This window comes from Limnohabitans sp. INBF002 (assembly GCF_027924905.1).
Classification (GTDB): Bacteria; Pseudomonadota; Gammaproteobacteria; order Burkholderiales; family Burkholderiaceae_C; genus Limnohabitans.
In genome coordinates, this window is sequence record NZ_AP027055.1 from 522,546 (window position 1) to 546,668 (window position 24,123).

Consider the following 24,123-nt stretch of genomic DNA (forward strand, 5'->3'; position numbering starts at 1 on the left):
CTTATTCGATGCGAATGCCTGCAGCCTTGACCAGCTGAGCTGCGGCAAGGGTTTCTGCATCTAAATATTTTTCAAATGCATCTTGCTGCATCGGCATGGCTGCGGCACCCAGTTTTTCAAGACGGTCTTTCACATCAGGCATGGCCAGTACGCTCATCACACCTGCATGCAGTTTTTGCACGATAGGTTTGGGTGTTTTGGCTGTCACGAACAAACCCACCCAGAAGGTGTAGGCCGCGTTTGCAAAGCTTGCCTCTGCGATGGATGGCACATTGGGCAGCAATGGCGAACGCTGTGCTGTGCTCACGGCCAAGGCTTGTAGACGGCCACTTTGAATCAAGGGCAGCGCTGACACCAGCGGGGCAAAGAACCAGTCGATGCGGCCCGATGCAGTTTCGGTCAATGCCTCCGGCGTACCGCGGTAGGGCACATGCTGGGCTTGAATACCGGCCACCACACGGAACTTTTCGGCATTCATGTGCGTGGCTGAACCATTGCCTGCAGAGGCGTAGTTCAGGACGCCGGGCTGAGCCTTGGCTTTGGCCACCAGGTCGGCCACATCTTTATAGCCCTTGCTGGGTGACACCACGATCACGTTAGGCAAGCTCGCCAGTGGGCTGATGCCGTCAAAGTCTTTCAGTGTGTCATAGCTGAGCTTGGGGTACAGCGCTGGGTTGACCACATGACCTGAGCTGTGAACCAACATGGTGTAGCCATCGGCTGGTGCCTTGGCCACCAGCGCTGCGCCCACGGTGCCACCTGCACCCGTTTTGTTGTCGATGACGATTTGTGCACCCAAGAGGGGGCCGAGCTTTTCAGCCACGCTACGCGCAATCACGTCCGTACCGCTGCCTGCTGTGAAGGGCACAACAAAGGTGATGGTTTTGTCTTTGGGCCATTCGGATTGTGCAAAGCTGGGCAGTGCAGAGCTGGCTGCCAAAGTCGTGGCCCATTGCAAGCTCTGTCGACGTGTGAAGGGTGTGGTGTGCATGGTTTTGTCTCCTGTTGTTTTTGATTGAGTTAAACGGCGGGGGGATCAAACGGCATAGCCAACAAGATCCGCGCTTCTTGTTGGGTGTGGTTGATGACCTGCCGTTTCTCGCCCGGCGCAAAACGGCATGAGTCGAAGGCATGTAGCACTTCGCGTGTTTCCACGCCGTCGAGTTCGCTCACGAGTGTGAGTTCGCCTTGCAACACCACGTAGTGTTTTTCAATGGGTGATCCGTCCAGTGTGGTGTGGCCACCTGGTTTCAAGATCGACATGCCCATCCAGAGTTGAACGGCGGGGCCCGCTTCGCGTCCTTGTAGACGCAAACATTGCATGTCAAAGTGATTGGGCGCCACGTACTCGGGCGCTTGGTTGAGTCGGGTAATGTTCATATGATGGGCTCTGCGTTCTAAGGGTTAAAGACCACGCGGCGGTTGGCGCCGCTCAACACTTCTTTGTAAACCGCCAATACTTGGTCGAGTGAGAACACCGCGTCCGAGCTCACTTCAAAGGGGTGCAGTGTGCCCGCCTCAAAACCAGCGCGCATGGCTTGCATGCGTTCGTTGGTTTCAATGCAATTGAGCGCCAAGGTGTCGATGCCCACATAGGTGTGCATGCCACGGTAGAACGTGAAGATGTCAAATGGCACAGGGCGCTCGAGGGTGGAAATGAAGATTTGTGTCGCGCCTTTAGCCATGGCTTTGTTGGCCGCTTCAAAGTAGGGGCTCCCCACGGTGTTGAACACGATGTGTGCGCCTTTGCCGTCACTGAGTTCACGTATGCGAGCGGTCACATCTTCTGTTTTGGCGTCGATGGTGTGCACGCCTTCAGATGGGCCATCCCACTCGCCAGAACCGCGTCGAACCGCAATCACATTGGCACCGGCTTGTACGGCTAGTTGCACGGCGGCTTGGCCGACTTTGCCGTTGGCACCCATGACCGCCACGGTTTGTCCGCGTTGCGGCATGCCGCTGCGACGAAAACCTTCATAGGCGGTGATGAAGGGGACCCCCACTGAGCCTGCTTCTTCAAAACTCAAATTCTTCGGTTTTTCGCGCAAGGCCGCTTCGGGCAGCACCAGCCAACCAGCGTGCGAACCATCGCGTGTGATGCCCACATCGCCACCCGAGCCCCACACCTCTTTGCCTACCCATGCACTGGGGCCGTCCACCACCACACCTGCAAAGTCGCGGCCAGGCGTGCGCGGAAATACGGCTTGCGGCATGATGCCGAGCGCCGCTTTGACATCGCTGGGGTTCACACCTGCGCTGCGCACGCGCACCAAAGCTTCGCCTTTTTGCAATGTTGGGGGTGTTTGCTTTTCAAGGGTGGGCGCCAGTTCATCGGCTGAGGCGGCTTTGGCGTTCACGCGTACGGCGCGCAAGACTTCTTTTTGAATCGACATTTCCTGTGTTCCTTCTTTGTATCAAGTGCGGCTGGACAAGTTCAGCATCGCGCGTGCTTCGCGTGGGTTAGCCAATTCGCCCCCCAAGTCATGGATGATGCGTTTGGCTTTGGTCACCAACTCGGCATTGCTTTTGGCCAACACGCCTTTTTCCAAATAGATGTTGTCTTCCATGCCCACACGCACATGCCCACCTGCAAACCAAGCTTGCGCGACGATGGGGAATTCAAATCGGCCAATGCCAAAGGCGGACCAAATGGCACCTGCAGGCAGCAAGCTGCGGGCATAGAGCAAGGTTTCGGGTGAGGGTGAAAAACCGTACTTCACACCCGTTACAAAAGTCCACATGCCGGGGCCTTCGAGCGTGCCATCGGCAATCAGGTCGCGTGCCAAATGCATGTCACCGGAGTCAAAAATTTCAAGCTCCGGCTTGACGCCTGCCTCGCGCATGATCTTGGCCATGATGCGCACGTTGCGCGGGGTGTTGATCACCACATCGCCACCTGAGTTCATGGTGTTGAGGTCCAGCGAGCACACATCGGGTTTGAGAATGCGCACATGTTCTACGCGCTTTTCGGGTTGTACCAAGGTTGACCCTGGTGCAGCAACGCGTGGGTCTTCCACGCTAGGAATAAAACGCCCACCAGGACCGGTGGTGAGGTTGATGATCAGCTCGGGGTTGGCGCGGCGCACTTTGTCAAACACTTCGCGGTAGAGCTCTAGCTCCATGGATGGTTTGCCTGTCTTGGGGTCGCGCACATGGATGTGCACGGCGGCGGCACCGGCTTCTGCCGCTGACAAACATTCATCAGCGATCTGTGTTGGTGTGACAGGCAGATGCGGAGTTTGGTCAGGCGTCGTGATGTTGCCGGTGACGGCACAGGTGAGAAATGTTTTTTGGCTCATGTCAGTTTTACTTTTCAATCAAAGGTGGCGACCACCGTCGACCACGATGCGTGTGCCTGTGACATAACGCATGGTGGTGGCGCATGCTTGCACCACTGCGGCCACATCGTCCACGGTGCCAATGCGGCGCAGTGGAATGGTGGGGGCTACTTTGTCGTTGAAGTCAGCACCTCTGCCCGGTACAAAGGTGGAGTCCACCACACCGGGCGAGACCGAGATCACGCGCACGTTAGGCGCAAAAGCTTTAGCCAATGCGTCGCCCACCACGTCGATGCTCGCCTTGGCTGCGACGTAGGCCAAGTTGCTGCCTGTGCCTGTGAAACCTGCGATCGAGGAGATGTTGACGATCAAGCCGTCCTCTGACTTTTTGAGCAAAGGCATGAAGGCTCGGATGGTGGCGATCACGCCACGAAAGTTGACTTTCAAGATGTCGTCGATCAGTTCGTCGGTCAGAGCGTCTAGGTCGTTGGCAGGCACGGCTTTGGTGTAGCCCGCGCTGTTGACGAGGATGTGGACCACGCCGTACAGTGCCGCTACCTGGTCGGCAACGGCTTGGAGCGAGGCGCTGTCGGTGACTTGCGCTTTAAAAGTCAGGTGACCTGAGCCAGGCAGAGCTGCCGCTTTGGCTGCTGCTGATTCGGGCGCTTCAGAGTTGTAGAGCAACACACAGCGCGCGCCAAGTTTGGCCAAGCGGTGTGCGCTGGCCAAACCAATGGCGCCAGTACCACCGGTGATGACGGCGACACTGCCGGTCAATGAGTCTGTGGGTTCAAAGTGGGAGGTCATAGTGTTCTAGTTCTTCGGGGTAAAAAATCAAGGAATGGGGGGGTGGGGAAAAGTCATCTCGCCCGCCACCAAGTGAAAGTCGTGCGTCAAATGGGCTTGGCGTTGGCCATTGACAGTGCGTTCTTCATATTGGCCCACCAGCGGTGCGGTGACACCAAACACAGGATCGCTGGTGAGGTTGTCATCACCATCGGCAAACACTTGCGTGATGAGCACTTTGTGACCTGGCGTGGACACCATGAAATGCAAATGGGCCGGCCGGTTGGGGTGGCGCAGCTGAGCGCGCAATAAGTCGCCGCAAGGGCCGTTGGTAGGCACGGGGTAGCCAGCAGGACGCACAGTTTTGAAAAAGTAGGCACCGCGTGCATCGGTTTTGAAACGACCGCGCAGGTTCATGTTTTCTTGCGTGTCGTCTTGATTTTCGTACAGCCCCACGGGTGAGGCGTGCCATACGTCGACGGTTGCATTGGGCAACGGTTGTCCCTCCTTGTCGTACACAACACCGCGAACTTCCAGCGGCGTGCCCTGCGTGCTGCCGCGTGCAATGCTGTCACCGCTTTGGCAGAAGGGCGCATTGGCACGCCAAAAGGGGCCAAGCAAGGCGGCGTGTGAGGCGGCCTCTTTTGCAGCTGGGTGATCGCGTTGTAGATGGTTGGCTGGGTTGTTCAATAGCGCGACCAAAGAAGATACGCCCAATAGGTCGGCAGCCAAAATGACTTCGTTGGTTTTTTCACCCGTGGCTTTTCCGATGTCGATCAAGAACTTCACAGCTCGTTCAAATTCTTCTTCGGTGACCTTTGTCTCAAGAATGAACGCATGCAAGTGCGAGGTGAGCGAGGCCATCAGTTCACGCAGGCGCGGATCGGGTGTGTGAGACATGGCTTCAATCACCAAAGGCAAGATCGACTCAGGTGTGGTGGGTAGTGTGAGCTTGGTGTTTGACATACAGCAACAAGTCTTAAGCGGCGCGACCCAGCATGCGCAGTGCGTTGCGACTTTCGATGGCCGTGAGGTCGTTCATGCTGAAGCCCATGGCCATGAGACCTTTCACATGGTCGAGCGAGGTGCGGTAAGGGAAGTCTGTGCCAAACACCACCTGCGACACATCGACTAAATTCAAGAGGGATAGCAACGCGCCTGGGTGCGACGCTTGTGCTGTGTCGTAGTAAAAGCTGCGCAAGGTGGGCAGCACTTGGTCGCTGGGCAAGATCTTGCCAAAGTTGGCATTGAGCTTGGGCAACATGACGAGTCGCTCGACCAAGAACGGCATGGTGCCGCCTGCATGCGAGAAGATGAACTTGATGTCTTTGCAGCGCGTGGCCGTGCCGCTGAAGAGCAAACTGGTGATGGTGCGCGTGGTGTCTGTGGCGAATTCAATCGTTGAGCCAGGCACGCCCTCTTGCAAGTTTTGACAGCATTGGGTGTTGGACGGATGGGTGTAGACGATGAGCTTGCGGCGGTTGATTTCGTCCATGATGGGCGCAAACGCTTTGTCGCCTAACCACTTGCCGTTGTAGCTGGTAAGCATGGCAATGCCGTTGGCTTTGAGCACATCGCAGCTGTAGGCAATCTCAGCCAGTGCGCCATCCACATCAAGCATGGGCAGCGTGGCAAAGAAGCCAAACTGGTTGGGGTAGTCGCGGGCCAGTTGTGCGCCGTACTCGTTGCTGATGCGTGCCATGCTGCGCATGGTGGCGACATCACCAAAACCAGCGGCGGGGGTGGTGGGCGAGGTGAGGGTGTAGGTCACGCCGGCTTTGGCCATGTCGTCCATGGTTTTGTTGAGCGACCAGTTGCGTGCGGGGGGCTCGGCCAGTTTGCGCGCTTCTAGCTCTTTCAAGAACGCGGGTGCCCACACATGGTGATGCACGTCGACCAAGGCACGTTTGGCAACGGCGGGCAAGGGCGCGTCTTTGGATGTGGTGGCGCACGAAGGCAACACGGTGGCGGCAGTGGCTGTAAGCAGGCCTGTCAAAAAGCTGCGGCGTGGCGCGCAGTGGTTACAAGAACTGTCGGTGGTGGTGTGAAACATCGAAGCCTCCTAGGTGTTTGATTTACTGTGTGAAGTCCACACGCGTGGCTAACTTCTTGTTCATCGCAATTTCGTCAGCGATGACTTTGCTGAACTCGGCAGAGCTAGAGCCCACGGTGGTAAAACCTTGTTCTGCAAACGCGCGTTTGATGTCTGGGTCTTCCAAGAGTTTGTTGACTTCGGTGCGCATGCGTACAACCTGCTCGGCAGGCACGCCCGCAGGAAACCAAAAACCGTACCAAGGGGTGTAAACAAAGCCCTTCACTGCCGCTTCATCAATGGTGGGCACATCAGGCAATTCACTCCAACGTTTGCGTGCGGTGATGGCCAAGGCCTTGAGCTTGCCTGACTTGACCAAAGGCAGCACGGCGGTGGGCGCACCAATGACAAAGTCAATGCGGCCTGCCACTAAATCGTTGAGCGATTGGCTCACGCCCTTGAAGGGCACGTGGGTCATCTTTACATCTGCGCTGGTACACAAAAACTCGGCTGCAAAGTGCATCACGTTGCCCACACCGCCAGAACCAAAGGTGTACTTGCCAGGGTTGACTTTGGCATCGGCCAGCAACTCTTTCAAGTTTTTCACGGGCAGGTCAGGCCGTGCGGCCACTACAAAACCCACGCTGTTGGCAACTAACGTGATGGGCGCGAAATCTTTGATGGGGTCGTAGGGCAAGCTGGCCGACACAACGGGCAAGCTGGCGTGGCTGGACGAGGTGTTGAGCATCGTGTAGCCATCGGGTGCTGACTTGGCTACCACGTCGGTGCCAATGGCGCCGCCCGCACCGGCACGGTTGTCGATCACCAAGGGCTGCCCTAAGGCCTGCGACAAACGCGGGGCCAAGGTGCGGCCGATGAAATCCATCGGCCCACCCGCTGCGTAGGGGATGACCATTTTGATGGGGTGGTTGGGGTAGTCGCGTGTAGTGCTGGTTTGCGCCATGCTGGACAACGCGCCAACGCACAGTGCGAGTGCCCCCAGTGTGTTGATTAATTTCATGCAGTTCCTTTTTTGTCCAAGCCTTGCTTGACGCGCTCAGGCGTGAGCGGCAGTCGGCGAAACCTTACACCCGTGGCATCAAACACCGCATTGGCCAGCGCTGCACTGGTGGGGCCTTGCGATGCTTCGCCCGTCCCTAAGAACGGGGCTCCTGGACGGTTGACCAACACCACTTCCACCTGAGGAATTTCTGAGAAGGTCAGGATGGGGTAGCTGTTCCAGTCGGTGGACAAAATTTGTGTGTCATCAAACTTCACTTCTTCTTTCAACGACCAGCTCAAAGACTGAATCAAGCCGCCTTCAATTTGGTTGCTCACGCCATCTGGATTCACGATATGGCCTGAGTCCGCTGCAGCCACGGCGCGCACAACACGAATGCGCCCATTGCGTGGGTTGACCTCTACCTCTAAGGCTACCGCGCAGTAGCCGGCAATGTTTTTGTAGCGCGCAAAGCCAATACCGCGACCTCGGTTGATTGTTTTCTTCCAACTGTTCCAACCAAACTTGTCGGCAGCTTGTTGCAACACGTCGCGTGCACGTTCATCTTTTAAGAAACGCAGGCGATAGGTGAGTGGGTCGATGTTGGCGGCCAGTGCCAGTTCATCCATGAAGGACTCAATCGCAAACACGTTGGCGTAAGCTCCCAGTCCGCGTGTGGAAGACACACGCACAGGCATGTCTGTGATGAAGTGCGTCAGCACCTGGTGGCCTGCAAAGTCATACAAAGCGATGCCATTGCGATCGGCTGCATAGTTGGGTGGTCCGCCGTTGGTGGGCACGGGCTGGACGAACGGTTTTTCTAGGTAACGGGCTGACAACAAATTGCCTGGTTCACCACCAGGTCGTGTGCTATGCGGTGTGGACCAAATTTGTAAGTCCCAATCCAGCACGTTACCGTTGGCGTCGACGCCCGCTTTGGTTTGAATCACCATGGCCGACCCGTAGGGTTCCCACTTGTGTTCTTGTTCGCGTGTGTATTGCAACCGCACGGGCTTGCCTGGCACAGCCATGGCCAAAAGCGCGGCATCAGCCGCCGCGTCGTCGGCCATGTTGTGGCCATAGCAGCCCGCCCCTTGCATGTGTTGGCAACGCACTTTGCCAGGTTCAAGGCCCAACATTTTGGCAATGGCGATGCTGGTTTCAAACACCGATTGGCTGTGGGTTTGAATCAGCATCACACCATCGGCGCCCATCGTGGCAATGGCTGCCGATGTACCAATGGAGGCATGCATGTGGTACGGGCGGTAGTAGGTGGCTTCGATGGTTTTGGCGGGTGTTTCGCCGCCGACACGTGGTTGCACTTTGGTGTTGATGACGCGGTTGGGCTTGGTGGTGCGCAGCCAATCAAAAATACCGTCGTGCGTGGGCAGCTTCTTTTCAACTTCCCATTTGGCAGAAGCATTCAGTGCGTTGGCAGCCGCCAAGGCTTGTTCTTCGCGTTGGGCCACCACACCTAAGAAGCTGCCATTGCGCACCACTTTCACCACGCCTGGCATTTTTTGCACGCTAGCTGCGTTGACCGACAGCAGCTTGGCCGCGTAGGTGGGGGGGCGCACCAAATGACCAAACAGCATGCCCGCAGGGCGGTGCTCTTGCAAAAATTTGGCTTCACCCAAGATCTTGGGCGTCAAGTCAACGCGGTGCACGGATTGACCGATGTAGCGATGTTGGGAGGCGGGTTTGGGCTTGATGGTGCCCGTTGCCTCGCGGTTGAGTGACTCGCCCACGATCAAATCCCAATATGCAACGTTGCTGCCATTGGATGCCAAGACCTTGCCGTCTTGCACCGTCAAACTGTTGACGGGTTGATTGAGTTTTTCAGCAGCCAGTTCAAGCAAGATGGCGCGCACTTCAGCCGATGCGTGCTGCACCGCCGTCGCACAGTAAGGCATGGAAAACGAGCCTGCTGTCACGCCTTCGTTGGGGACCAATGCGGTATCGCCCGAGATAACCTGAACGCGGTTCAAGTAGATGTCGAGTTCATCGGCGCAGATTTGCGAAACGGCCGTCAAGATGCCTTGTCCCAATTCAACTTTGCCAACCAGCAGCGTGACGGTTTGATTGGCATTCACGCGCAACCATGCGCTGAGCTTGCGGTTGGTTTGTAAATCACCAGGCAAACGGGGGGTGTTTGGGTTCGCTTGTGACAGCGCACTGTCGAGCGGGATGGCAAACGCCAAAGACAAATATCCGGTGGTCTTCAGAAATCCACGACGGCTGGCTGTGAGTTCTTTGTGCATGATCATGCCTCCTTCGCTGCGCGCAGCACGGCACGAACAATCCGGTTGTGCGCTCCGCATCGGCACAAGTTGCCATCGAGTGCCGTGCGCACCTCGGCATCGGTGGGGCGTGGGTTTCGGTCGAGCAGGGCTTGTGCCTGAATGATCATGCCCGAGGTGCAATAACCGCATTGCGCCGCTTGTTCGTCGATGAAGGCTTGTTGCAAGCGGCTGGGTTTGTCGCCTTCTTTCATGCCAGAGAGTGTGGTAACACTGCGCCCAGCAACGGACGCGACTGGCGCAACACATGACTTCATGGGGTTGCCATCAACCATGACCAAACAGGCATTGCATTGTGCTTTGCCACATCCAAATTTTGTGCCGTTGATTTTTAAATCATTGGACAAAACATTCAGCAACGGAGTGTTGTTGGGGGCAGTCGTTTGAACCGCCTGTCCATTGAGTTTGAACTGAACCATGCAAGGCTCCTGAAGGATGGGATGGCGGATCCTATCGACAGCTTCTTGGCAGGTGAGTCACCATGGCAACACGAGGGCCATGGTCTTAGTGATTACCCGAATTTAGGGCGCGGCAAATTGCTCCGTGCCCACAATGCCAATCTTGGTCAGGCCCTGACGTTGGGCGCTGGCCAACACACCGGCCACCGCTTCGTACTTGGCTTTGCCTTGTGCTTTGATGTGCAGCTCGGGTTGTGGCTCTTGGGCTTTGGCTTCTAGCAGCATGGCGTCGAGTGCCGCGCGGTCGGCCAAGGGTTTGCCGTTCCAGTTGACCACGCTGCGTGCGTCCACTTCAATGCGCACCACGTTGGGTTTCTTTTGCTGTGGCGTGGCGCTCTGCGGCATGTCAAGGTTGACCGAATGCAGCTGCACGGGAATGGTGATGATGAGCATGATGAGCAACACCAACATCACGTCGATCAATGGCGTGGTGTTGATGTCCATCATCACGTCAGGTTCGTCTGTGGTTTGCAGATTCATCGCCATGCTTATTTCCCCTGCGGTGCTGTGGCGGCAAGACCCTGTGGGTCTGTGACAAACCGCACCTTGGTCAGCCCCGCCACTTGCGCGGCATACAGCACGCGGCCCACGGCTTCAAAGTCTGTTTTCGCGTCACCGCGAATTTGCACTTCGGGCTGCGGTGTTTTCTCGGCAAAGGTTTGCAGTTGCTTGATGAGGTCTGCGTTGCTACGTACCGGCGCGTCATACAAATAGGCTTGGCCTTGCGCGTTGACCGACAGAATGATGTTGTCGGGCTTGGTCTCGCGCGGTTGTTGTACCTCGTGCGGCAATTCCACTTTGACGGACGTGGTCACCACCGGAATGGTGATGAGAAAGATGATGAGCAGCACCAACATCACATCCACCAAAGGCGTGGTGTTGATGGTGGTCAACAGTTCATCGTCGCCCTCGCTGGGGCCTAGGTGCATGGCCATGGTTTACTTATTCGCCGAACCCAAGAGGACTGCATGCAAGTCAGCGCCGAAGGCGTGCACTTCTTCCATCGCCACTTTGTTGCGGCGCACCAACCAGTTGTAGCCCAGCACCGCTGGGACCGCCACGGCCAAGCCGATGGCCGTCATGATGAGCGATTCGCCCACCGGGCCCGCCACTTTGTCGATGCTGGCTTGGCCCGACATGCCAATCTTCACCAGCGCGTTGTAAATGCCCCAGACCGTGCCGAACAAACCGACGAACGGTGCGGTCGAGCCCACGGTGGCCAACACAGCCAAGCCGTCTTGCATGCGGCTTTGCACATTGTTCATGGCGCGTTGGATGCTCATGGTCACCCAGTCGTTGAAGTTGATGTTGCCCAACAAGCCGGTGTGCTTGCCAGCGCTCTCCAGCCCCTTTTCAGCAATGAAGCGGAAAGGGCTGTCTGCTTCTAAGCCGTCGGTGCCCTGGCGCACATCGCCTGCATTCCAGAAGTTGTCTTGCGCCGTTTGGGCATAACGCATGACGCGGTTTTGCTCAGCCAGTTTGGTGAAGATGACATACCAGCTGCCCATGCTCATGATGACCAAAATCAGCAGCGTGGCTTTGGCCACCCCATCGCCTTGTGCCCACAGGGCGGACAAGCCATAAGGGTTCTCAACCACTTCTTCGGCCAAAGCGCTGGCGCTGAACGCCAGCGTGGTCAGTGCCGCAGCGGTGCGTGTGAAGGTGTGTTGCAACATCGGTTTTTCCTTTGGTGTGTGAGGCGCTTATTCCAAGCGCCATGTGTATTTGATGCTGGCCCAGCTTTGTTCGGGCTTGCCGTCCACCGTACCTGGGCGGAACTGGCACTTTGACAGCGCATTGCGCGCGGCTTCGTCCAAGCGGGTGAAGCCTGATGTTTTCTCAATGTCGGCTTGAATGACCTTGCCATCCACACCAATCAAAAACTTCAGCGTCACGGTGCCTTCTTCTTCCATGCGGCGCGAGGCGCTGGGGTAGTCGGGCTTGGCGCAGTGCGCGCCTGGCTGAATAACAGCACCCGTGCGAATGGCTGGCGCTGCGGGAGCGGCTGCAGGTGGTGTTGCGGTTTGGGTGATGGCCGGTGCGGTGCTGGTGGGCGCAGGGGGCGGCGGTGCTGGTGTTTTTGGGGGCGGCGTTTTAGGCGCAGGCGCGGGGGGGGGCGGTGCCTCGGACATCAACACGGCTTCGACCGTGTTCTCTGTCATGCGCACGACTTTGCGAGCCAAGCCTGACGAGATCGCCCACAACAGCAAGAGATGCAGCAGCACGACCAGCGCGATGCCAGTCAGATGCTTGCGTGGAGAGCGCTGACGTGCAGCGTAGGGCGACGCCGCGAGGTGTGCGCCAGATGCCGCGTGTGAAGAAGACGGGTGAGACAAACGAGGATGCTCTGAAAGTTTCACTCATTTTAGGTGGGCTGCATGTCACGCTGTATGCAGCCCATATGGAGCCACGCGGTCTTAGACCTGCTTCATGCTGCCTTTGATCTTGCCGCCGCGTTCGATTTCGATTTCGCCATAAGTCACATCACCTGTGATCTTGCCGCTAGAGCGCACGATCAACACATTTTTGCTAGAGATCGACTCGTTCAATTCGCCTTTGACGTCAATGAAATCGGCTTCGGTGGTGCCAGTGACCACGCCCGCAGCACCAATCAACACGTCTTTGGCTACCAAGTCACCTTCCACGGTGCCAGAAATGATGGCTTGGTTGGGGGCGTTGATGGAGCCTTTGAACACCACACCGGCGCCAATAAAAATGCTCTTGTCTTTTGTGCCTTCGCTCATGGGGTGCTCTTTCGAAAAATAAGTTTTAGCAAGTTTAGACGTTTATTGTCATTTTTCGCAAATGAATACACTTTAGGGTGTACGCTTTGTGGTGTATTTGACGCACCTTTTGATTCCAGCCATTTCTCTCAATCCAATACGCCTATGAAAGTTGTTGTCGTTGCCAACCCCAAAGGCGGTGCTGGCAAATCCACGCTGTCTACCAATATTGCGGGTTACTTTGCATCGCAAGGCCATCAGGTCATGCTGGGCGATGCTGACACGCAGCAATCGTCGAAGTTTTGGCTCAGTCAACGGCCTGAGACATTGCCACGCATTTCGACGTGGGAATACCAGCCCGACTTGGTGCTCACCGCCAAACCGCCACGCGGCACCACGCATGTGGTGATTGATACCCCGGGTGGCATCAGCGGTTGGCGTTTGCAAGAGGTGATTGAACGTGCTGACAAAGTCATCGTGCCGGTGATGCCCAGCGTGTTTGACATGCAAGCCACGAATGAGTTTTTGCTGCAGTTGGTGCAAATCACAGAGAAGCTGCCCACCCGAGTCGCAGTGGTGGGCAACCGCGTGGACACACGCACCATTTCTGCCGCTAATTTGCGCAAGTTCATCGAGTCCTTGCAAGTGCCCGTGTTGAGCTATTTGCGCGACACCCAATACTATTTACACATGGCGGCGCACGGCTTGTCGATGTTTGACATCACGCCTTCTAAAGTTCAAAAAGATTTGGAGCAGTGGGTGCCTATTTGCCACTGGCTCGATCAGGACTGATCGCCCGCCTAAGGCCGCTTAGGCGGCGTTATCGACGTAGCGGCCTTTGAAGCCATGCGCACTGAATGTCATGGCTTTGAACCCATGGAAGTCAAGTTGGCGTATGGACTCGCCCGATTGCTGGTTGACCACTTTCACCGACAAGGTGCTGGATGATTTGTCGAACGAGTAATTGAGCTGGCTCTTGTCCTGCGCTTGCGCTTGGCGCTGCACCCGAACTTCTTTGTCGGCTTGCATCTCTGCCACAGGGTCTGCTTTTTTAGCCTGAACCTCCGCTTGCTGCGCCTTGGACACACCAGGCTTCACGGGCGCGGCAGCGACCGTGGCAGATGTGTGGGCGGAGGGCATGACGGTATTCACAGCAGTGCTCTAAGTGGAGTGCCTGTAATTTTAAGTTACTGAAATTGTAATTAAAACCACAAAAACCCTAGTTCTCCATCAAAAAACCCGCCAATTTGGCGGGTTCTCAGAGCTTTTCAGCCGATCAGTGATTGTCTGTCAGCTGATCCAAGATCGCTGGGTTCTCCAGTGTCGAGGTGTCTTGGGTGATCGCCTCGTTCTTGGCCAAGCTGCGCAGCAAGCGGCGCATGATCTTGCCAGAGCGGGTCTTGGGCAAGTTGTCGCCGAAGCGGATGTCTTTAGGCTTAGCGATGGGGCCAATTTCTTTGCCCACGTGGTCACGCAAGATTTTGGCAATCGCTTTGGCTTCGTCGCCCACAGGACGTGAACGCTTCAACACCACGAACGCGCAGATGGCTTCGCCGGTGGTGTCGTCAGGACGACCCACCACAGCGGCTTCGGCCACCAGCTCGGTGCAGCTCACCAAGGCCGATTCAATTTCCATCGTGCCCATGCGGTGGCCCGACACGTTCAACACGTCGTCGATACGGCCCGTGATGGTGAAGTAGCCTGTTTTTTCGTCGCGGATCGCGCCGTCGCCAGCCAAGTAGTACTTGCCCTTGAACTCTTCTGGGTAGTAGCTCTTGACGAAGCGGTCTGGGTCACCCCAGATGGTGCGAATCATCGAAGGCCATGGGCGCTTCACCACCAAGATACCGCCTTGGCCGTTGGGCATGTCGTGGCCAGCTTCGTCCACCACGGCAGCTTGAATGCCGGGGAAGGGCAGTGTGCAAGAGCCGGGAACCATGGGCGTCACGCCTGGCAGCGGGGTGATCATGTGGCCACCGGTTTCTGTTTGCCAGAAGGTGTCCACGATGGGGCAACGGCTGCCGCCCACGTGCTTGTAGTACCACTCCCATGCCGCTGGGTTGATCGGCTCGCCGACCGAGCCCAACAAACGCAGGCTGGACAAGTCGTAGCTCTTGGGGTGCACAGCATCGTTGGCTTCCGCCGCTTTGATGAGTGAGCGGATGGCGGTTGGGGCTGTGTAGAAGATGGAGACTTTGTGGTCTTGAATCATCTTCCAGAAGCGGCCAGCGTCTGGGTAAGTGGGCACGCCTTCGAACACGATTTCAGTGCCGCCCAAAGCCAAGGGGCCGTAGGTGATGTAGGTGTGGCCTGTGACCCAGCCGATGTCGGCGGTACACCAGAACACGTCGTTGTCTTTCAAGTCAAACGTCCACTTGGTGGTCAGGGCTGCGTGCAGAAGATAGCCGCCGGTGCTGTGTTGCACGCCTTTGGGCTTGCCAGTGGAGCCCGAGGTGTAGAGCAAGAACAGGGGATGCTCAGCACCCACCCACTCGGGTTCGCAGGTGGTGGCTTGTTTGTCAGCCAGGTCAGCCATCCATTGGTCGCGGCCAGCTGTCATGGCGATGTCGCCACCGGTGCGCTTGACCACCAACACGTTCTTCACAGAGTCGCAGCCGCCCAAGGTGAGGGCTTCGTCGACGATGGCTTTCAGGGGCAGGTGCTTGCCACCGCGCACTTGTTGGTCAGCAGTGATGATGGCCACGGCGCCTGTGTCTTCCACGCGGTCACGCAGCGATTGGGCAGAGAAGCCGCCGAACACCACCGAGTGGGTCGCGCCGATACGGGCACACGCTTGCATCGCGGCCACGCCTTCGATCGACATGGAGATGTAGATCATCACGCGGTCGCCTTTTTTCACGCCGACTGATTTCAGGGCGTTGGCGTATTGGCAAGTCTTGGCCAGCAATTGGCTGTAAGTGGCTTTGGTCACTTCGCCGCCGTCGGCTTCGAAGATGATGGCGGTCTTGTCGCCCAAGCCTTTTTCGATGTTGCGGTCCAAGCAGTTGTATGAGGCGTTCAATGTGCCGTCTTCAAACCACTTAAAGAAAGGCGCGTTGCTCTCGTCGAGGACTTTGGTGAAAGGCGTTTTCCAGCTCAGCAATTCACGTGCTTGCTCGGCCCAAAAGCCTTCGTAATCGGTCTCTGCTTTTTTGCACAGCGCTTCGTAAGCGGCCATGCCGGATACGTTGGCTTGTTTAACGAATTCAGCTGATGGCTGGTGAATGGTGATGTCGCTCATGAACCGGTCTCCTCTTATATGACGGTATCTGTCAAAACCCCGTGACTGTGAGCTGGGGCTCTTACAAGGGTCTGACTTTTTTGGTGCATACAAACCCTTGGGTTGAGTTTGATCAAATTAGTAGGATTTGATGACTTTAGTCGGAGGCATCCGTGGGCATCAAATCGCTGAGCGGCAGCTGGATGCCCAAGTGCTGTGCAATGAAGTGCCGCGCGGTGTCTTGCCAGCCGCCCAGCTCGGACTCGTAGTGCACCAGCCCTGGGTCGTCCAGCTGGCCGTCGTTGAAGTCCAGTGTGGTGGGAAAACGCAGCTGAAAGAGTTCGTACTCGTTTTGGTAAAGCTTGGGCGCTTGCTTGGCGTTGTGTGCAATCGCACGCAATCGACCTTGGTGGCTCCAGTCGCAAAACAAGATGTTGCCCATGCGCAGCATCAGCACACATTGGTTGGGCGCGATCTTGCCCAAAATCTTGGCGTAGCTCAGCTCTCCGCCGGGATCGATTTTTTGCAACTCTGTCACAGCTTGTTCGCCTAAGGCAATCCACGCTTCCAAAATGTGGCCCGCATGGAAATAGGCTTCCCAAAAACGACGGCGGTAGGGGCCAATGTCGTCTTCGGTGTGGCGCAAGATTTCAAAGAACGCATCCATGGTGCGGCTGGTTAACCAGCGGCTGGCGGTCTCCATGGCTTCGCGGCGCACGCCCAGCCAGCCTGCGTGGTTGTGGCGCGGGTCGCCCAAGGTGCGCAGCAGCTCGGACAGCAGCGCGTTTTTGATGTCTTGCGGCGGATTGCGCTCAAACCAAGGCGAGAGCAGGCTGTAGGCAAACTCGTCCCGGCACAGCGGATAGCGCAGGCGCTGTGTGGGCTTGCCAATGTCGTGCATGGCCCATTCGCACATGCGCTTCACATAGCCGATGGAACTTCGAATTTCTTCGGGCGCTTGCAAGGCTTCTAAAAACGCTTGCTTGCAAAAGTTGTTCAGCCAAAAGCCTTGGGTCAAGGCATGGCGCTCTTGCCATTGCGCCAGTGTTTTGTCGGCGGGCATGCCCAAAATGTCATTGGCCACATGCACGGGGCCATTGAGCGGATCCAGCACATCGAGGGTGGTGATGAGCCGCTCTAGGCCATTGGCTTCGGTCTCCGACAGCGAGGCCAACACGCGTGGGTCCAAGAAGAACTCGCGTGCCGTGTGGGCCAACTTCAAGAACACCGGGTTCTCTGGGTTGAAGCCTTGCAAATAGGTGTGCAGCAAACCACGGCCCCACTTGAGCGGGCGGCGTGAGGCCAGCGCCTCGGGCACGGCCACCTCAAAGTAGCGGTTGGTCAGTGGCGTGTGGGTGTGCAGGCCGCGATCGGCAGCTAGCCACAACGCGTAGGGAATGTGTCGCCAATCGCGCTGGCGCGGTGCGGTGCTGGTGGGCGCAAACGCCACGCGCTCAAACGCGCTGTAGGTGCGCTCGCCCACGGTGCGCAAGTCGGGGTCTTTGCCAAAGCCGCCGCCGCGCTTGGTGCGCGCAGCATGGGCCAGCTGGTCAAAGTCTTGCGGCAGAGGGGCGAAGAACTCATGCATGTGTTTAGCGCACCGTCTCTTGCATCTTCTTCAAGGTGCTGCTTGGGCCTTTGGCCGCACCCGTGTCGGTGGGCTGAAATGCCAGCACAAAGCGCAGTTCCACACGGCGGTTTTGTGCGTCGTTGTCTTTGCTGGTGGGGCGCTCGTTGGCATAAGAGCTGATGCCAAACACGGGCTGCTCGCGTTCGTTGCGGTAGCTTTGCATGCCTTCTGAGCCCAGCACTTTGTAAACCGCACGTGCGCGGTCTAGGCCCAAATGCCAGTTGTTGTAATCGCCACGGTGCAGCGGCACAGAATCGGTGTGGCCTTCAATCAGGATGGTTTCAATCTCCACCTGTTGTGGGTTGGGTGGGCAGTCGTCTGGCAGACGGCGGCGTTGCGAATAGATGTAGCAAGGCAGCACTTGCTGCAGCTGCTCGGCCGATTGGCGCAGCGTGCGCACGCCTAAGCCTTCCAACTCGGCGCTCCCACGCGCAAACAAAGTGTCGGCAGGCAAGCTGATGACGCCCGACACTTGGTTGATGGTCACCGGCACACCCGCGTTTTGCAGCTTGGTGCCAATGGTGTGCACCACGGTGGCCAGTGGGTCGGCGGGTGGCTCAGGCGGTTGTTCGGGCTTGCGTGAGAGCAGCACCATCACCATCACGATGAAGATGAACAGCAGGCCGATCATCAAGTCACTGGCCGAAGCCATGTAACCCGACTCTTCCACCTGCTCGTGGGTGGCAGCGGTGTTGCGGCGTGTTTTGATGAACATGATCTAGGCGCGCTGCTTTATGCCTTGGGTGGCAACGCGTCGATGAACTCGTCCAACACTTCTTCCAGGTTGGTGATGCTGCCGCTGAGTTGGTTCACCGCGCTGGCCAAGTGTTGGTCCATCTTGGTGTGCAGGTCTGAGATTTGCGTGCTGTAGCCCGACACACCTTGGGTGAGTGCATCCACCGTGCCGGTGAGCGCTTTTTGTGCGTCTTGCAAATGCGTGCGCACATGGCCCAGTGCTTCTTCGGCAGACACCGCGCTGGTTTTGAGGGTGTCCACGGTTTGGCCAAGGGCTTGGTTCATGGGTACCAAAGCTTCTTTGAAGTCGTTGGCCGCTGCACGTTGCAGGTTGACCGAGCTTTCAATTGAGCTGGCGCTGTCTTTGAACTTGTCAGCGACTTGGTCAATCTTGTCGACCGTGCCTTGCAAGCCCATCATCGCGCCTTGCACGCTGGCAATGGTTTGGCCAAAGCTACTGAGCAAGGTTTCCATCTGCTGTGTGCCTTGGTTGCCCGCGGTGGCGGCGCGACCCATGGCTGCATCTAAGTCGGTCACGGTGGCTCGGGTGGTTTGAATGGTTTGCGCCAAAGTGCTCACGGCATCGCTGAATGAGGCTAGACCGTTTTCAATACCTTGCGTCATGGCTGCACCGGCTTTGCTCAGCTCGCCAGCGGCTTGACTACCCGCGCTGCCAAAGCTTTGGCTCGATGCTTGAATGGTGTCGGCCAATGTGCCGAGCTTGTCAAACGCGGGCTGCATATTGCGCGAGAGGGCGTCACCAATCGCGTTGGCAAAGTCGCCCTCAAAGCGGCGCAGTTGGTTCACCTGTGAACGGTTCTCGTCCAAGATGTCTTGGAACAACGCCAGCTGCATGCGCACGCTGGCCTCAGCCGCGTTGTCGGGTACTTTGCTGCGCAGTGTGTGGCAGAGCGTGTCGATGCTGGACTGCAAGTTTTCCAGCGCCACTTTGGCCCGCCAGTTCCACACCAGCGAACACAACAAGCCCGCGATGGAGGTGATGAACTTACCGCCTGCCGTGGCAATGAGTGACTGCAACGCTTGGTCTTGTTGTCGTGCCGACACATCGAGTGCATTGAGCGCCAAGCCCGCTTGTTGCAAAGCCACCGCCAAGAAGATGAAGGTGCACATCAAACCAAAACCAATCAACAAATTGGGCATGGTCTCGAACAAGGCTAAGTTCATGCGGCCACCCAGCACGCTGCGCACCGTCCAGGTGTCGGCGTGGCTGCGAAAGCTGTAACTGCTGCGTGGGCCTTGGCTTACGCCGTGTTGTGTGGGCAGGTCAATCAGGCCCGCCTCGGTTTCGCGCAGCAAAAACTTCAGCTCGTTGTCGGTGGTTTTGGTTTCAGCCAAAGCCAGTGCTTCGCGGCTGCTGCCTTGGTGCGCACCTAGGCGGGCATCGAGCCCCACCACCTCGGCACGCACTTGGCGAATGCGCGAAGCCCATACGCCGAAGCTGAGGAGCGAGAACACAAAAATCACGGCCGCGATGGCCAGTGGCACAGCCAACTGATCGAGTTGGACTAGGTATTGATTCATAGGCATGTCTCTATTGTGAACAACTCTGAGCGACCGTATGCCAACCACGCTAGTCGTTATTTCTAAGTTCTGACCTCTAGCTTTTGGAATAAGTGGCTTGTTAATTGGGTTCACGTTCGCAAGGAATAATTGATCGTTAATTAATTCCTTTGTTTTCAATATTGGATAATAAATCCAGAAAGGTCAAAACAAATGACAGGACTAGTAAGACACTGGATTTGCGACGGTGACTTGACCACTGCAGGCGGAACGGTCAAAGCGACAGCGTTAGGCGAAAAGATCAACGGCAAAGAACGAGCCTATGAAGGCGATCTTATTGAATGCCCCACATGCAAAAGCACGGGTCACATTAAATGCGTGCCACCTATTCGACCGGCAATAGGTATGGATGGTCGACAAAAAGCGATGGAGGGTGATTTGTGTATTTGCAAATGTCCAACGCCTCCGCGCTTAATTGCTTCACAAACGTTGTCGAAGGCAGCATTCAATGTGGAGGAAATCGCATCAAACCAGTCAGCACTCGCATGGTTTTCCTATGCAGGAAATAAGCACGAAGACATCGGGTTGACGCACAGCGTTAGGTTTCATGCGGTTCATAAAAAAGACAGACCAATGACCTTAACCCCATACAAGATAACTTTGAGCGATGGTTCAGAACATCAAGGTGTGACAGATGAAAACGGCATGACAGACAAGATTTACGCCAAACCCAACACCACCGCAACAATGGAAATCCCCTACCATGACGAGCAAAACAACAATATTAATACCACCCACGTCCACACAGACTGTTGTTCGTGTTGAAGCATCCCACGAACTTAGTGGAAAACAATGGACGAACAAATTTCCGAGCATCAATACACTGAGTGAACTTGCTGAACCGTTTAAAAACTCGGTTACCAAATTCCTTGCTGCAATGCAAGATGCTGGTATTAGCGTCGATATGAATAGGCTTGCAATTTATCGGCCACCACAGCGTTCGTACTTAATGCATTACGCAAAGAGGGTTACGACCAGCTGGCCGGGGTATGAGCAACTTAAGCCAGAAGATGTTCCAGCGTTTCAGCCTCAAGGTGGCGATATGCCCGTGAGCATTGATTGGGTGCATAAAGGAGCAGACGGAAAGTCGGATTTAGCGGCATCAAAGAAAGCGGCAGCTCAAATGGTTGAAGGGTATGGGATTGGCAAAAATCCAGTTGCTCCGCCTTATTCGTCCCGCCATAACAATCGACCTTCTAATGCAATTGATATACCTCCAAATGCCGTAACGATCCCAAGTGATTGCAAGGTGAAAGAGGCTTCTGGAAAGGGCGTGGCTGTCAAAAAATATGCAGACCTTTATCCGATAGGTGAGACGTATGGGGTTTACAAGCTTTTATCCGATCCCCCACATTGGTCAAACGATGGACATTAATTTTATGAATACAAAAAATTTTTTTCTGGTGTTTTTCATTGCTTTGTTTTTTTCGTTTTCATGTTGCGCGATTGAAGTTGCTTTCTTTGATGTTGACGATAGCGGTGATGTCTATTTGCACACGCCAAAAACCTTAAATCAACGTGACCGCATTACCGTTTTGCGTGACGACCCCAAAAGCGGTTGTTGTTTGTTTTTTTTAGGAGGTGATTTTTCAAAAATAGACAAAAGCGAAACGGTATCTTCGGTAGAGGATGGTAGACAGGTGATGCGTTACAAATTAGCTTTCAAAAAGCATTCTGAGCTTTTGAATCCACAGGTTTCTGCTGTGGTTATTGGTAACGTTTCAGTGAAATCATCGCAAGTCGGTAAGGTCCATGTCTTGTCTTCAGGTAAGCCTTATGTGATTGAAACTTGCTATGGCATCGAGGGCAGAAATTTGTACCTCAAAGACAAAGATAAGCAGATTCAACACCTCTATTACTATTTCAATGTAGACATAGAGTCAAATTGCAAATAAGTTGGCACTTAGTTCGTCAAGCCACCACTGCGCAACACCCGCCTTGCACAACCATTCCACAGCACGCCCAGCAGCGGGGCCCACATGGTTAAGCGTTGACGCGCACGGGTGAGGCCGGTGTACACCAGCTCGCGTGTGAGCACGGGCGACTCTTGTCCGGGTATCACCAGCAGCACATGCATGAACTCCGAGCCCTGCGATTTGTGCACCGTCATGGCAAACACGGTTTCCACACTGTCAAGGCGCGAGGGCATAACCCAACGCACGCCGCCATCCACCGCAGGGAAGGCCACGCGCAGCATGCCATCGGGGCCGGGTAGGCACAGGCCAATGTCGCCGTTCATCAGCTCTAGCGCGTAGTCGTTGCGCGTCACCATCACGGGGCGGCCAGCGTACCAAGGGCTTTGGCCCAAGCCTAGTGCGTGCTCGACCTGTGCGTTGAGCTGCACCACGCCCAGCGGGCCTTCGCGCACGGCGCACAACACACAAAACTCGGTGAAAGCTTTGAGCATTGCCACCGCTTGTGCATCGCTGCACGGTGCGGCTGGTGCTGTTTTGCTGGGGCGGTGTGCGTCCAGCAAAGCCAGCCAGTTGCGCCAACCGTAGCGCAAGCCCACGGCCAGCTTGGGGTCGCTGGCGCTGGTCAGTTGCAGGCGGGTCACGTCGGGTTCTGCGGCATCACCCTCAATCGTTTGTTGCAAAGGCAACGTCGCCAGCCAATCGGGCGCGACGTTCCACAGTGCTTTGAGGGCGGGCGTGTTGTCGGCCGCATCCGCGTTCACGGTGCGTGCCCATTGGCCAATGCCACTCTTGGCATCGAAGCGGTGGCTGTGAATGAGGGTGACGGTTTGAGCTTTGAGCAAACTGCCCGTGCACAGTTGCGACATCACCGCACCGGCTTCCACCGATGCCAGTTGGTCTTTGTCACCCAACAAAATCAAGCGTGCGGTGGGTGGCACGGCTTGCAGCAAGCGGGCCATCATCTCTAAGTCAATCATCGACGCTTCGTCGACCACCACCACATTAGTGGCCAGCTGGTGCACCTGTGTGGCTTTGCTGTTGGTTTGCAACAAGCGGTGCAGCGTTTGCGCTTGGGTGGGGATGCGCGCTCGCACATCGGCTGGCATTTGAGTGAGCGCCTTGCTGATCGACTCGGTCAAACGCGCTGCCGCTTTGCCCGTGGGCGCGGCAAGGTGAATTTGCAAATCGCGCGATGACGTGCCCACCAAGAGCGACAGCAACTTGACCACCGTGGTGGTTTTGCCCGTGCCAGGACCGCCGGTGATGAGCGTGATGCGGTTTTGTGCGGCCACCTCGCAGGCGAGGCGTTGCATATCTGGCTCGTTGTTGTTGGTGGGGGTGAACAACGCATCCAAGCGTTGCTGCAAATCGGCAGGCACGTCGCAGGGCAGTGCCAGACGCTGCGCGATGTTTTGACGAATGTTTTGCTCGGCCGTCCATGCGCGGCGTAAATACAAGCGCGCACCTTGGGTGTCTTCGGTCAGCACCAAGGGGCTGCCCTCGCCCTGCGTCCACGGCAAGGTGCTGGTCGCTTGGTGCAAGTCTGTGGGCAGGGCAGCCACTTGTTCGTCATTCCAGCCCAGCAGTGCTGCGGCTTGGGTTTGCAAAGTGGCGAGGTCAAGGCAAGCATGGCCACGCCCCCATTGGTGGCTGGTCAGTGCCGCCAGCCACAGGTGGCGTGGGTCGTCGCTGGGTTGTTTGCTGTGCAGCAAGTTGGCCAGTGATTTGTCCAAGCCCGTCAGGGGCGTAGATTGGGCCCATGTTGCTTGCAACAGCGGTGAAAGGGCGGCCGCTTGGCTCATGCGGCCACGCGTTGAAGCAAAGCCTCTTGCGCCAAGGTGTTGATGCTCTTGCCCTCGGCTTGTGCGACGATGGCCAGCTTTTCGTGCAGCTCAGTAGGAATGCGCAAATTGAACTTGCCCGAGAAGTTGCGCCGCGGCTCAATGCCCTTTTCGCGGCAGATCTCTAAAAACACCTCGAGTGATTTTTTAAATTCAGCACGCAGTTCTTTTGGGTTCTTGCCGTAAAAGTCGGCACCGCCCGTGAGGCCCAAGATTTCGCCTCTGAACATGTCCAGCTCTGCGTCGTATTCAATCTTGGCGTTGTAGCCGTTGTAGGTCATCAAATTCATGGTGCGACTCCGTGTTGCTCAAACCACTTGCGAATGCTGGCGACTGCACCTTTGTCCGTATCGGGCGAGGGGTGTGGCCGATGAAATACGCGGACTTCATCAAACAGCACCACTGCTATGCGGCTACCTTCTCGTTCGCTGATGTCTGCGCCCAGCTCTACCAAGAGTGCTTCAATGTCGCGCCATTTAATGTTGGCGCTGACAGGACGGGCGTAAATGGCGTCTAAGGTTTTTTGGTGTTTTCGCTTCATCTGAATGGTACCAGTATTTGGTACTGGTTGCATGTGACGAGTGAAACGAATTGTTTGGTTTGTGGTTTTGCTTCAGTGCTGG

The 24,123-nt window shown here is 56.4% G+C and carries 27 protein-coding genes; 4 read left to right on the plus strand and 23 right to left on the minus strand.

Annotation, left to right across the window (positions count from 1 at the left end):
• Position 1 precedes the first annotated feature (1 nt).
• The 15 genes from QMG15_RS02665 to QMG15_RS02735 all read right to left on the minus strand — a co-directional run bounded on the left by QMG15_RS02665 (position 2) and on the right by QMG15_RS02735 (position 12,598).
• Complete coding sequence (locus QMG15_RS02665; RefSeq protein ID WP_281789364.1) at positions 2–991, minus strand: tripartite tricarboxylate transporter substrate binding protein; 990 nt, start codon at positions 989–991, stop codon at positions 2–4.
• Between the two features lie 29 nt (positions 992–1,020).
• On the minus strand, positions 1,021–1,380 hold the full coding sequence (locus QMG15_RS02670; protein ID WP_281789365.1) for a cupin domain-containing protein: 360 nt from the start codon (positions 1,378–1,380) through the stop codon (positions 1,021–1,023).
• A gap of 17 nt (positions 1,381–1,397) precedes the next feature.
• Positions 1,398–2,393 (minus strand): zinc-binding alcohol dehydrogenase family protein, encoded by a 996-nt coding sequence (locus QMG15_RS02675; RefSeq protein WP_281789366.1) that lies wholly within the window; start codon positions 2,391–2,393, stop codon positions 1,398–1,400.
• A 21-nt stretch (positions 2,394–2,414) separates the two neighbouring features.
• On the minus strand, positions 2,415–3,299 hold the full coding sequence (locus QMG15_RS02680) for a 3-keto-5-aminohexanoate cleavage protein (RefSeq protein WP_281789367.1): 885 nt from the start codon (positions 3,297–3,299) through the stop codon (positions 2,415–2,417).
• An 18-nt stretch (positions 3,300–3,317) separates the two neighbouring features.
• A complete protein-coding gene (locus QMG15_RS02685) occupies positions 3,318–4,085 on the minus strand; it encodes an SDR family oxidoreductase (protein ID WP_281789368.1) in 768 nt (255 codons plus the stop codon).
• 27 nt (positions 4,086–4,112) lie between these two features.
• A complete protein-coding gene (locus QMG15_RS02690; protein ID WP_281789370.1) occupies positions 4,113–5,030 on the minus strand; it encodes a dioxygenase in 918 nt (305 codons plus the stop codon).
• Positions 5,031–5,043: 13 nt separating this feature from the next.
• A complete protein-coding gene (locus QMG15_RS02695; protein WP_281789371.1) occupies positions 5,044–6,117 on the minus strand; it encodes an amidohydrolase family protein in 1,074 nt (357 codons plus the stop codon).
• A 22-nt stretch (positions 6,118–6,139) separates the two neighbouring features.
• On the minus strand, positions 6,140–7,117 hold the full coding sequence (locus tag QMG15_RS02700) for a tripartite tricarboxylate transporter substrate binding protein (protein WP_281789372.1): 978 nt from the start codon (positions 7,115–7,117) through the stop codon (positions 6,140–6,142).
• Positions 7,114–9,357 carry a molybdopterin cofactor-binding domain-containing protein gene (locus QMG15_RS02705; protein ID WP_281789373.1) on the minus strand — a complete coding sequence of 748 codons (2,244 nt, stop codon included), beginning with the start codon at positions 9,355–9,357 and terminating at the stop codon, positions 7,114–7,116. The genes QMG15_RS02700 and QMG15_RS02705 overlap by 4 nt, the downstream gene beginning before the upstream one ends.
• Before the next feature lie 2 nt (positions 9,358–9,359).
• Positions 9,360–9,815, minus strand: coding sequence for a (2Fe-2S)-binding protein (locus QMG15_RS02710; RefSeq protein ID WP_108359288.1), 456 nt, complete (start codon positions 9,813–9,815; stop codon positions 9,360–9,362).
• A gap of 102 nt (positions 9,816–9,917) precedes the next feature.
• On the minus strand, positions 9,918–10,340 hold the full coding sequence (locus tag QMG15_RS02715; RefSeq protein WP_281789374.1) for a biopolymer transporter ExbD: 423 nt from the start codon (positions 10,338–10,340) through the stop codon (positions 9,918–9,920).
• A gap of 2 nt (positions 10,341–10,342) precedes the next feature.
• Positions 10,343–10,789 carry a biopolymer transporter ExbD gene (locus QMG15_RS02720; RefSeq protein WP_281789375.1) on the minus strand — a complete coding sequence of 149 codons (447 nt, stop codon included), beginning with the start codon at positions 10,787–10,789 and terminating at the stop codon, positions 10,343–10,345.
• Between the two features lie 3 nt (positions 10,790–10,792).
• Positions 10,793–11,530, minus strand: coding sequence for a MotA/TolQ/ExbB proton channel family protein (locus QMG15_RS02725; protein WP_281789376.1), 738 nt, complete (start codon positions 11,528–11,530; stop codon positions 10,793–10,795).
• A gap of 27 nt (positions 11,531–11,557) precedes the next feature.
• Positions 11,558–12,190 carry an energy transducer TonB gene (locus QMG15_RS02730; protein WP_281789377.1) on the minus strand — a complete coding sequence of 211 codons (633 nt, stop codon included), beginning with the start codon at positions 12,188–12,190 and terminating at the stop codon, positions 11,558–11,560.
• A gap of 81 nt (positions 12,191–12,271) precedes the next feature.
• Complete coding sequence (locus tag QMG15_RS02735; protein ID WP_108359284.1) at positions 12,272–12,598, minus strand: polymer-forming cytoskeletal protein; 327 nt, start codon at positions 12,596–12,598, stop codon at positions 12,272–12,274.
• 144 nt (positions 12,599–12,742) lie between these two features.
• Between QMG15_RS02735 and QMG15_RS02740 the strand changes: the two genes are divergently transcribed.
• Positions 12,743–13,369, plus strand: a complete 627-nt coding sequence (locus QMG15_RS02740; protein ID WP_108402379.1) for a ParA family protein — start codon at positions 12,743–12,745, stop codon at positions 13,367–13,369.
• Between the two features lie 18 nt (positions 13,370–13,387).
• Here the strand turns inward: QMG15_RS02740 and QMG15_RS02745 are convergent, their stop codons facing one another.
• From QMG15_RS02745 to QMG15_RS02765, 5 genes are all read right to left on the minus strand, one after another.
• Positions 13,388–13,717: a flagellar protein FlaG gene (locus tag QMG15_RS02745; RefSeq protein ID WP_281789379.1), complete on the minus strand. Its 330-nt coding sequence runs from the start codon at positions 13,715–13,717 to the stop codon at positions 13,388–13,390.
• A gap of 136 nt (positions 13,718–13,853) precedes the next feature.
• Positions 13,854–15,818, minus strand: coding sequence for an acetate--CoA ligase (gene acs, locus QMG15_RS02750; protein WP_281789380.1), 1,965 nt, complete (start codon positions 15,816–15,818; stop codon positions 13,854–13,856).
• A gap of 136 nt (positions 15,819–15,954) precedes the next feature.
• On the minus strand, positions 15,955–17,385 hold the full coding sequence (locus QMG15_RS02755) for an EH signature domain-containing protein (protein WP_281789381.1): 1,431 nt from the start codon (positions 17,383–17,385) through the stop codon (positions 15,955–15,957).
• A gap of 4 nt (positions 17,386–17,389) precedes the next feature.
• A complete protein-coding gene (locus QMG15_RS02760) occupies positions 17,390–18,142 on the minus strand; it encodes an OmpA family protein (RefSeq protein ID WP_281789382.1) in 753 nt (250 codons plus the stop codon).
• Positions 18,143–18,159: 17 nt separating this feature from the next.
• Positions 18,160–19,704, minus strand: a complete 1,545-nt coding sequence (locus QMG15_RS02765; protein WP_281789383.1) for a hypothetical protein — start codon at positions 19,702–19,704, stop codon at positions 18,160–18,162.
• A 231-nt stretch (positions 19,705–19,935) separates the two neighbouring features.
• Here QMG15_RS02765 and QMG15_RS02770 point away from each other — a divergent pair, with 231 nt between their 5' ends.
• The 3 genes from QMG15_RS02770 to QMG15_RS02780 are packed head-to-tail and all read left to right on the plus strand — an operon-like array spanning position 19,936 to position 21,638.
• On the plus strand, positions 19,936–20,508 hold the full coding sequence (locus QMG15_RS02770) for a PAAR domain-containing protein (RefSeq protein ID WP_281789384.1): 573 nt from the start codon (positions 19,936–19,938) through the stop codon (positions 20,506–20,508).
• Positions 20,447–21,118 carry a hypothetical protein gene (locus tag QMG15_RS02775; RefSeq protein ID WP_281789385.1) on the plus strand — a complete coding sequence of 224 codons (672 nt, stop codon included), beginning with the start codon at positions 20,447–20,449 and terminating at the stop codon, positions 21,116–21,118. Before QMG15_RS02770 ends, QMG15_RS02775 begins: the two co-directional genes overlap by 62 nt.
• Positions 21,119–21,122: 4 nt before the next feature.
• Positions 21,123–21,638: a hypothetical protein gene (locus tag QMG15_RS02780; protein ID WP_281789386.1), complete on the plus strand. Its 516-nt coding sequence runs from the start codon at positions 21,123–21,125 to the stop codon at positions 21,636–21,638.
• A gap of 8 nt (positions 21,639–21,646) precedes the next feature.
• Here the strand turns inward: QMG15_RS02780 and recD are convergent, their stop codons facing one another.
• Genes recD through QMG15_RS02795 form a run of 3 tightly spaced genes read right to left on the minus strand, consistent with a single transcriptional unit; the run spans position 21,647 to position 24,041 of the window.
• Positions 21,647–23,461, minus strand: a complete 1,815-nt coding sequence (recD, locus tag QMG15_RS02785; RefSeq protein ID WP_281789387.1) for an exodeoxyribonuclease V subunit alpha — start codon at positions 23,459–23,461, stop codon at positions 21,647–21,649.
• A complete protein-coding gene (locus QMG15_RS02790; protein ID WP_281789388.1) occupies positions 23,458–23,790 on the minus strand; it encodes a type II toxin-antitoxin system HicB family antitoxin in 333 nt (110 codons plus the stop codon). Before QMG15_RS02790 ends, recD begins: the two co-directional genes overlap by 4 nt.
• A complete protein-coding gene (locus QMG15_RS02795) occupies positions 23,787–24,041 on the minus strand; it encodes a type II toxin-antitoxin system HicA family toxin (RefSeq protein ID WP_281789389.1) in 255 nt (84 codons plus the stop codon). Before QMG15_RS02795 ends, QMG15_RS02790 begins: the two co-directional genes overlap by 4 nt.
• Positions 24,042–24,123 lie beyond the last annotated feature (82 nt).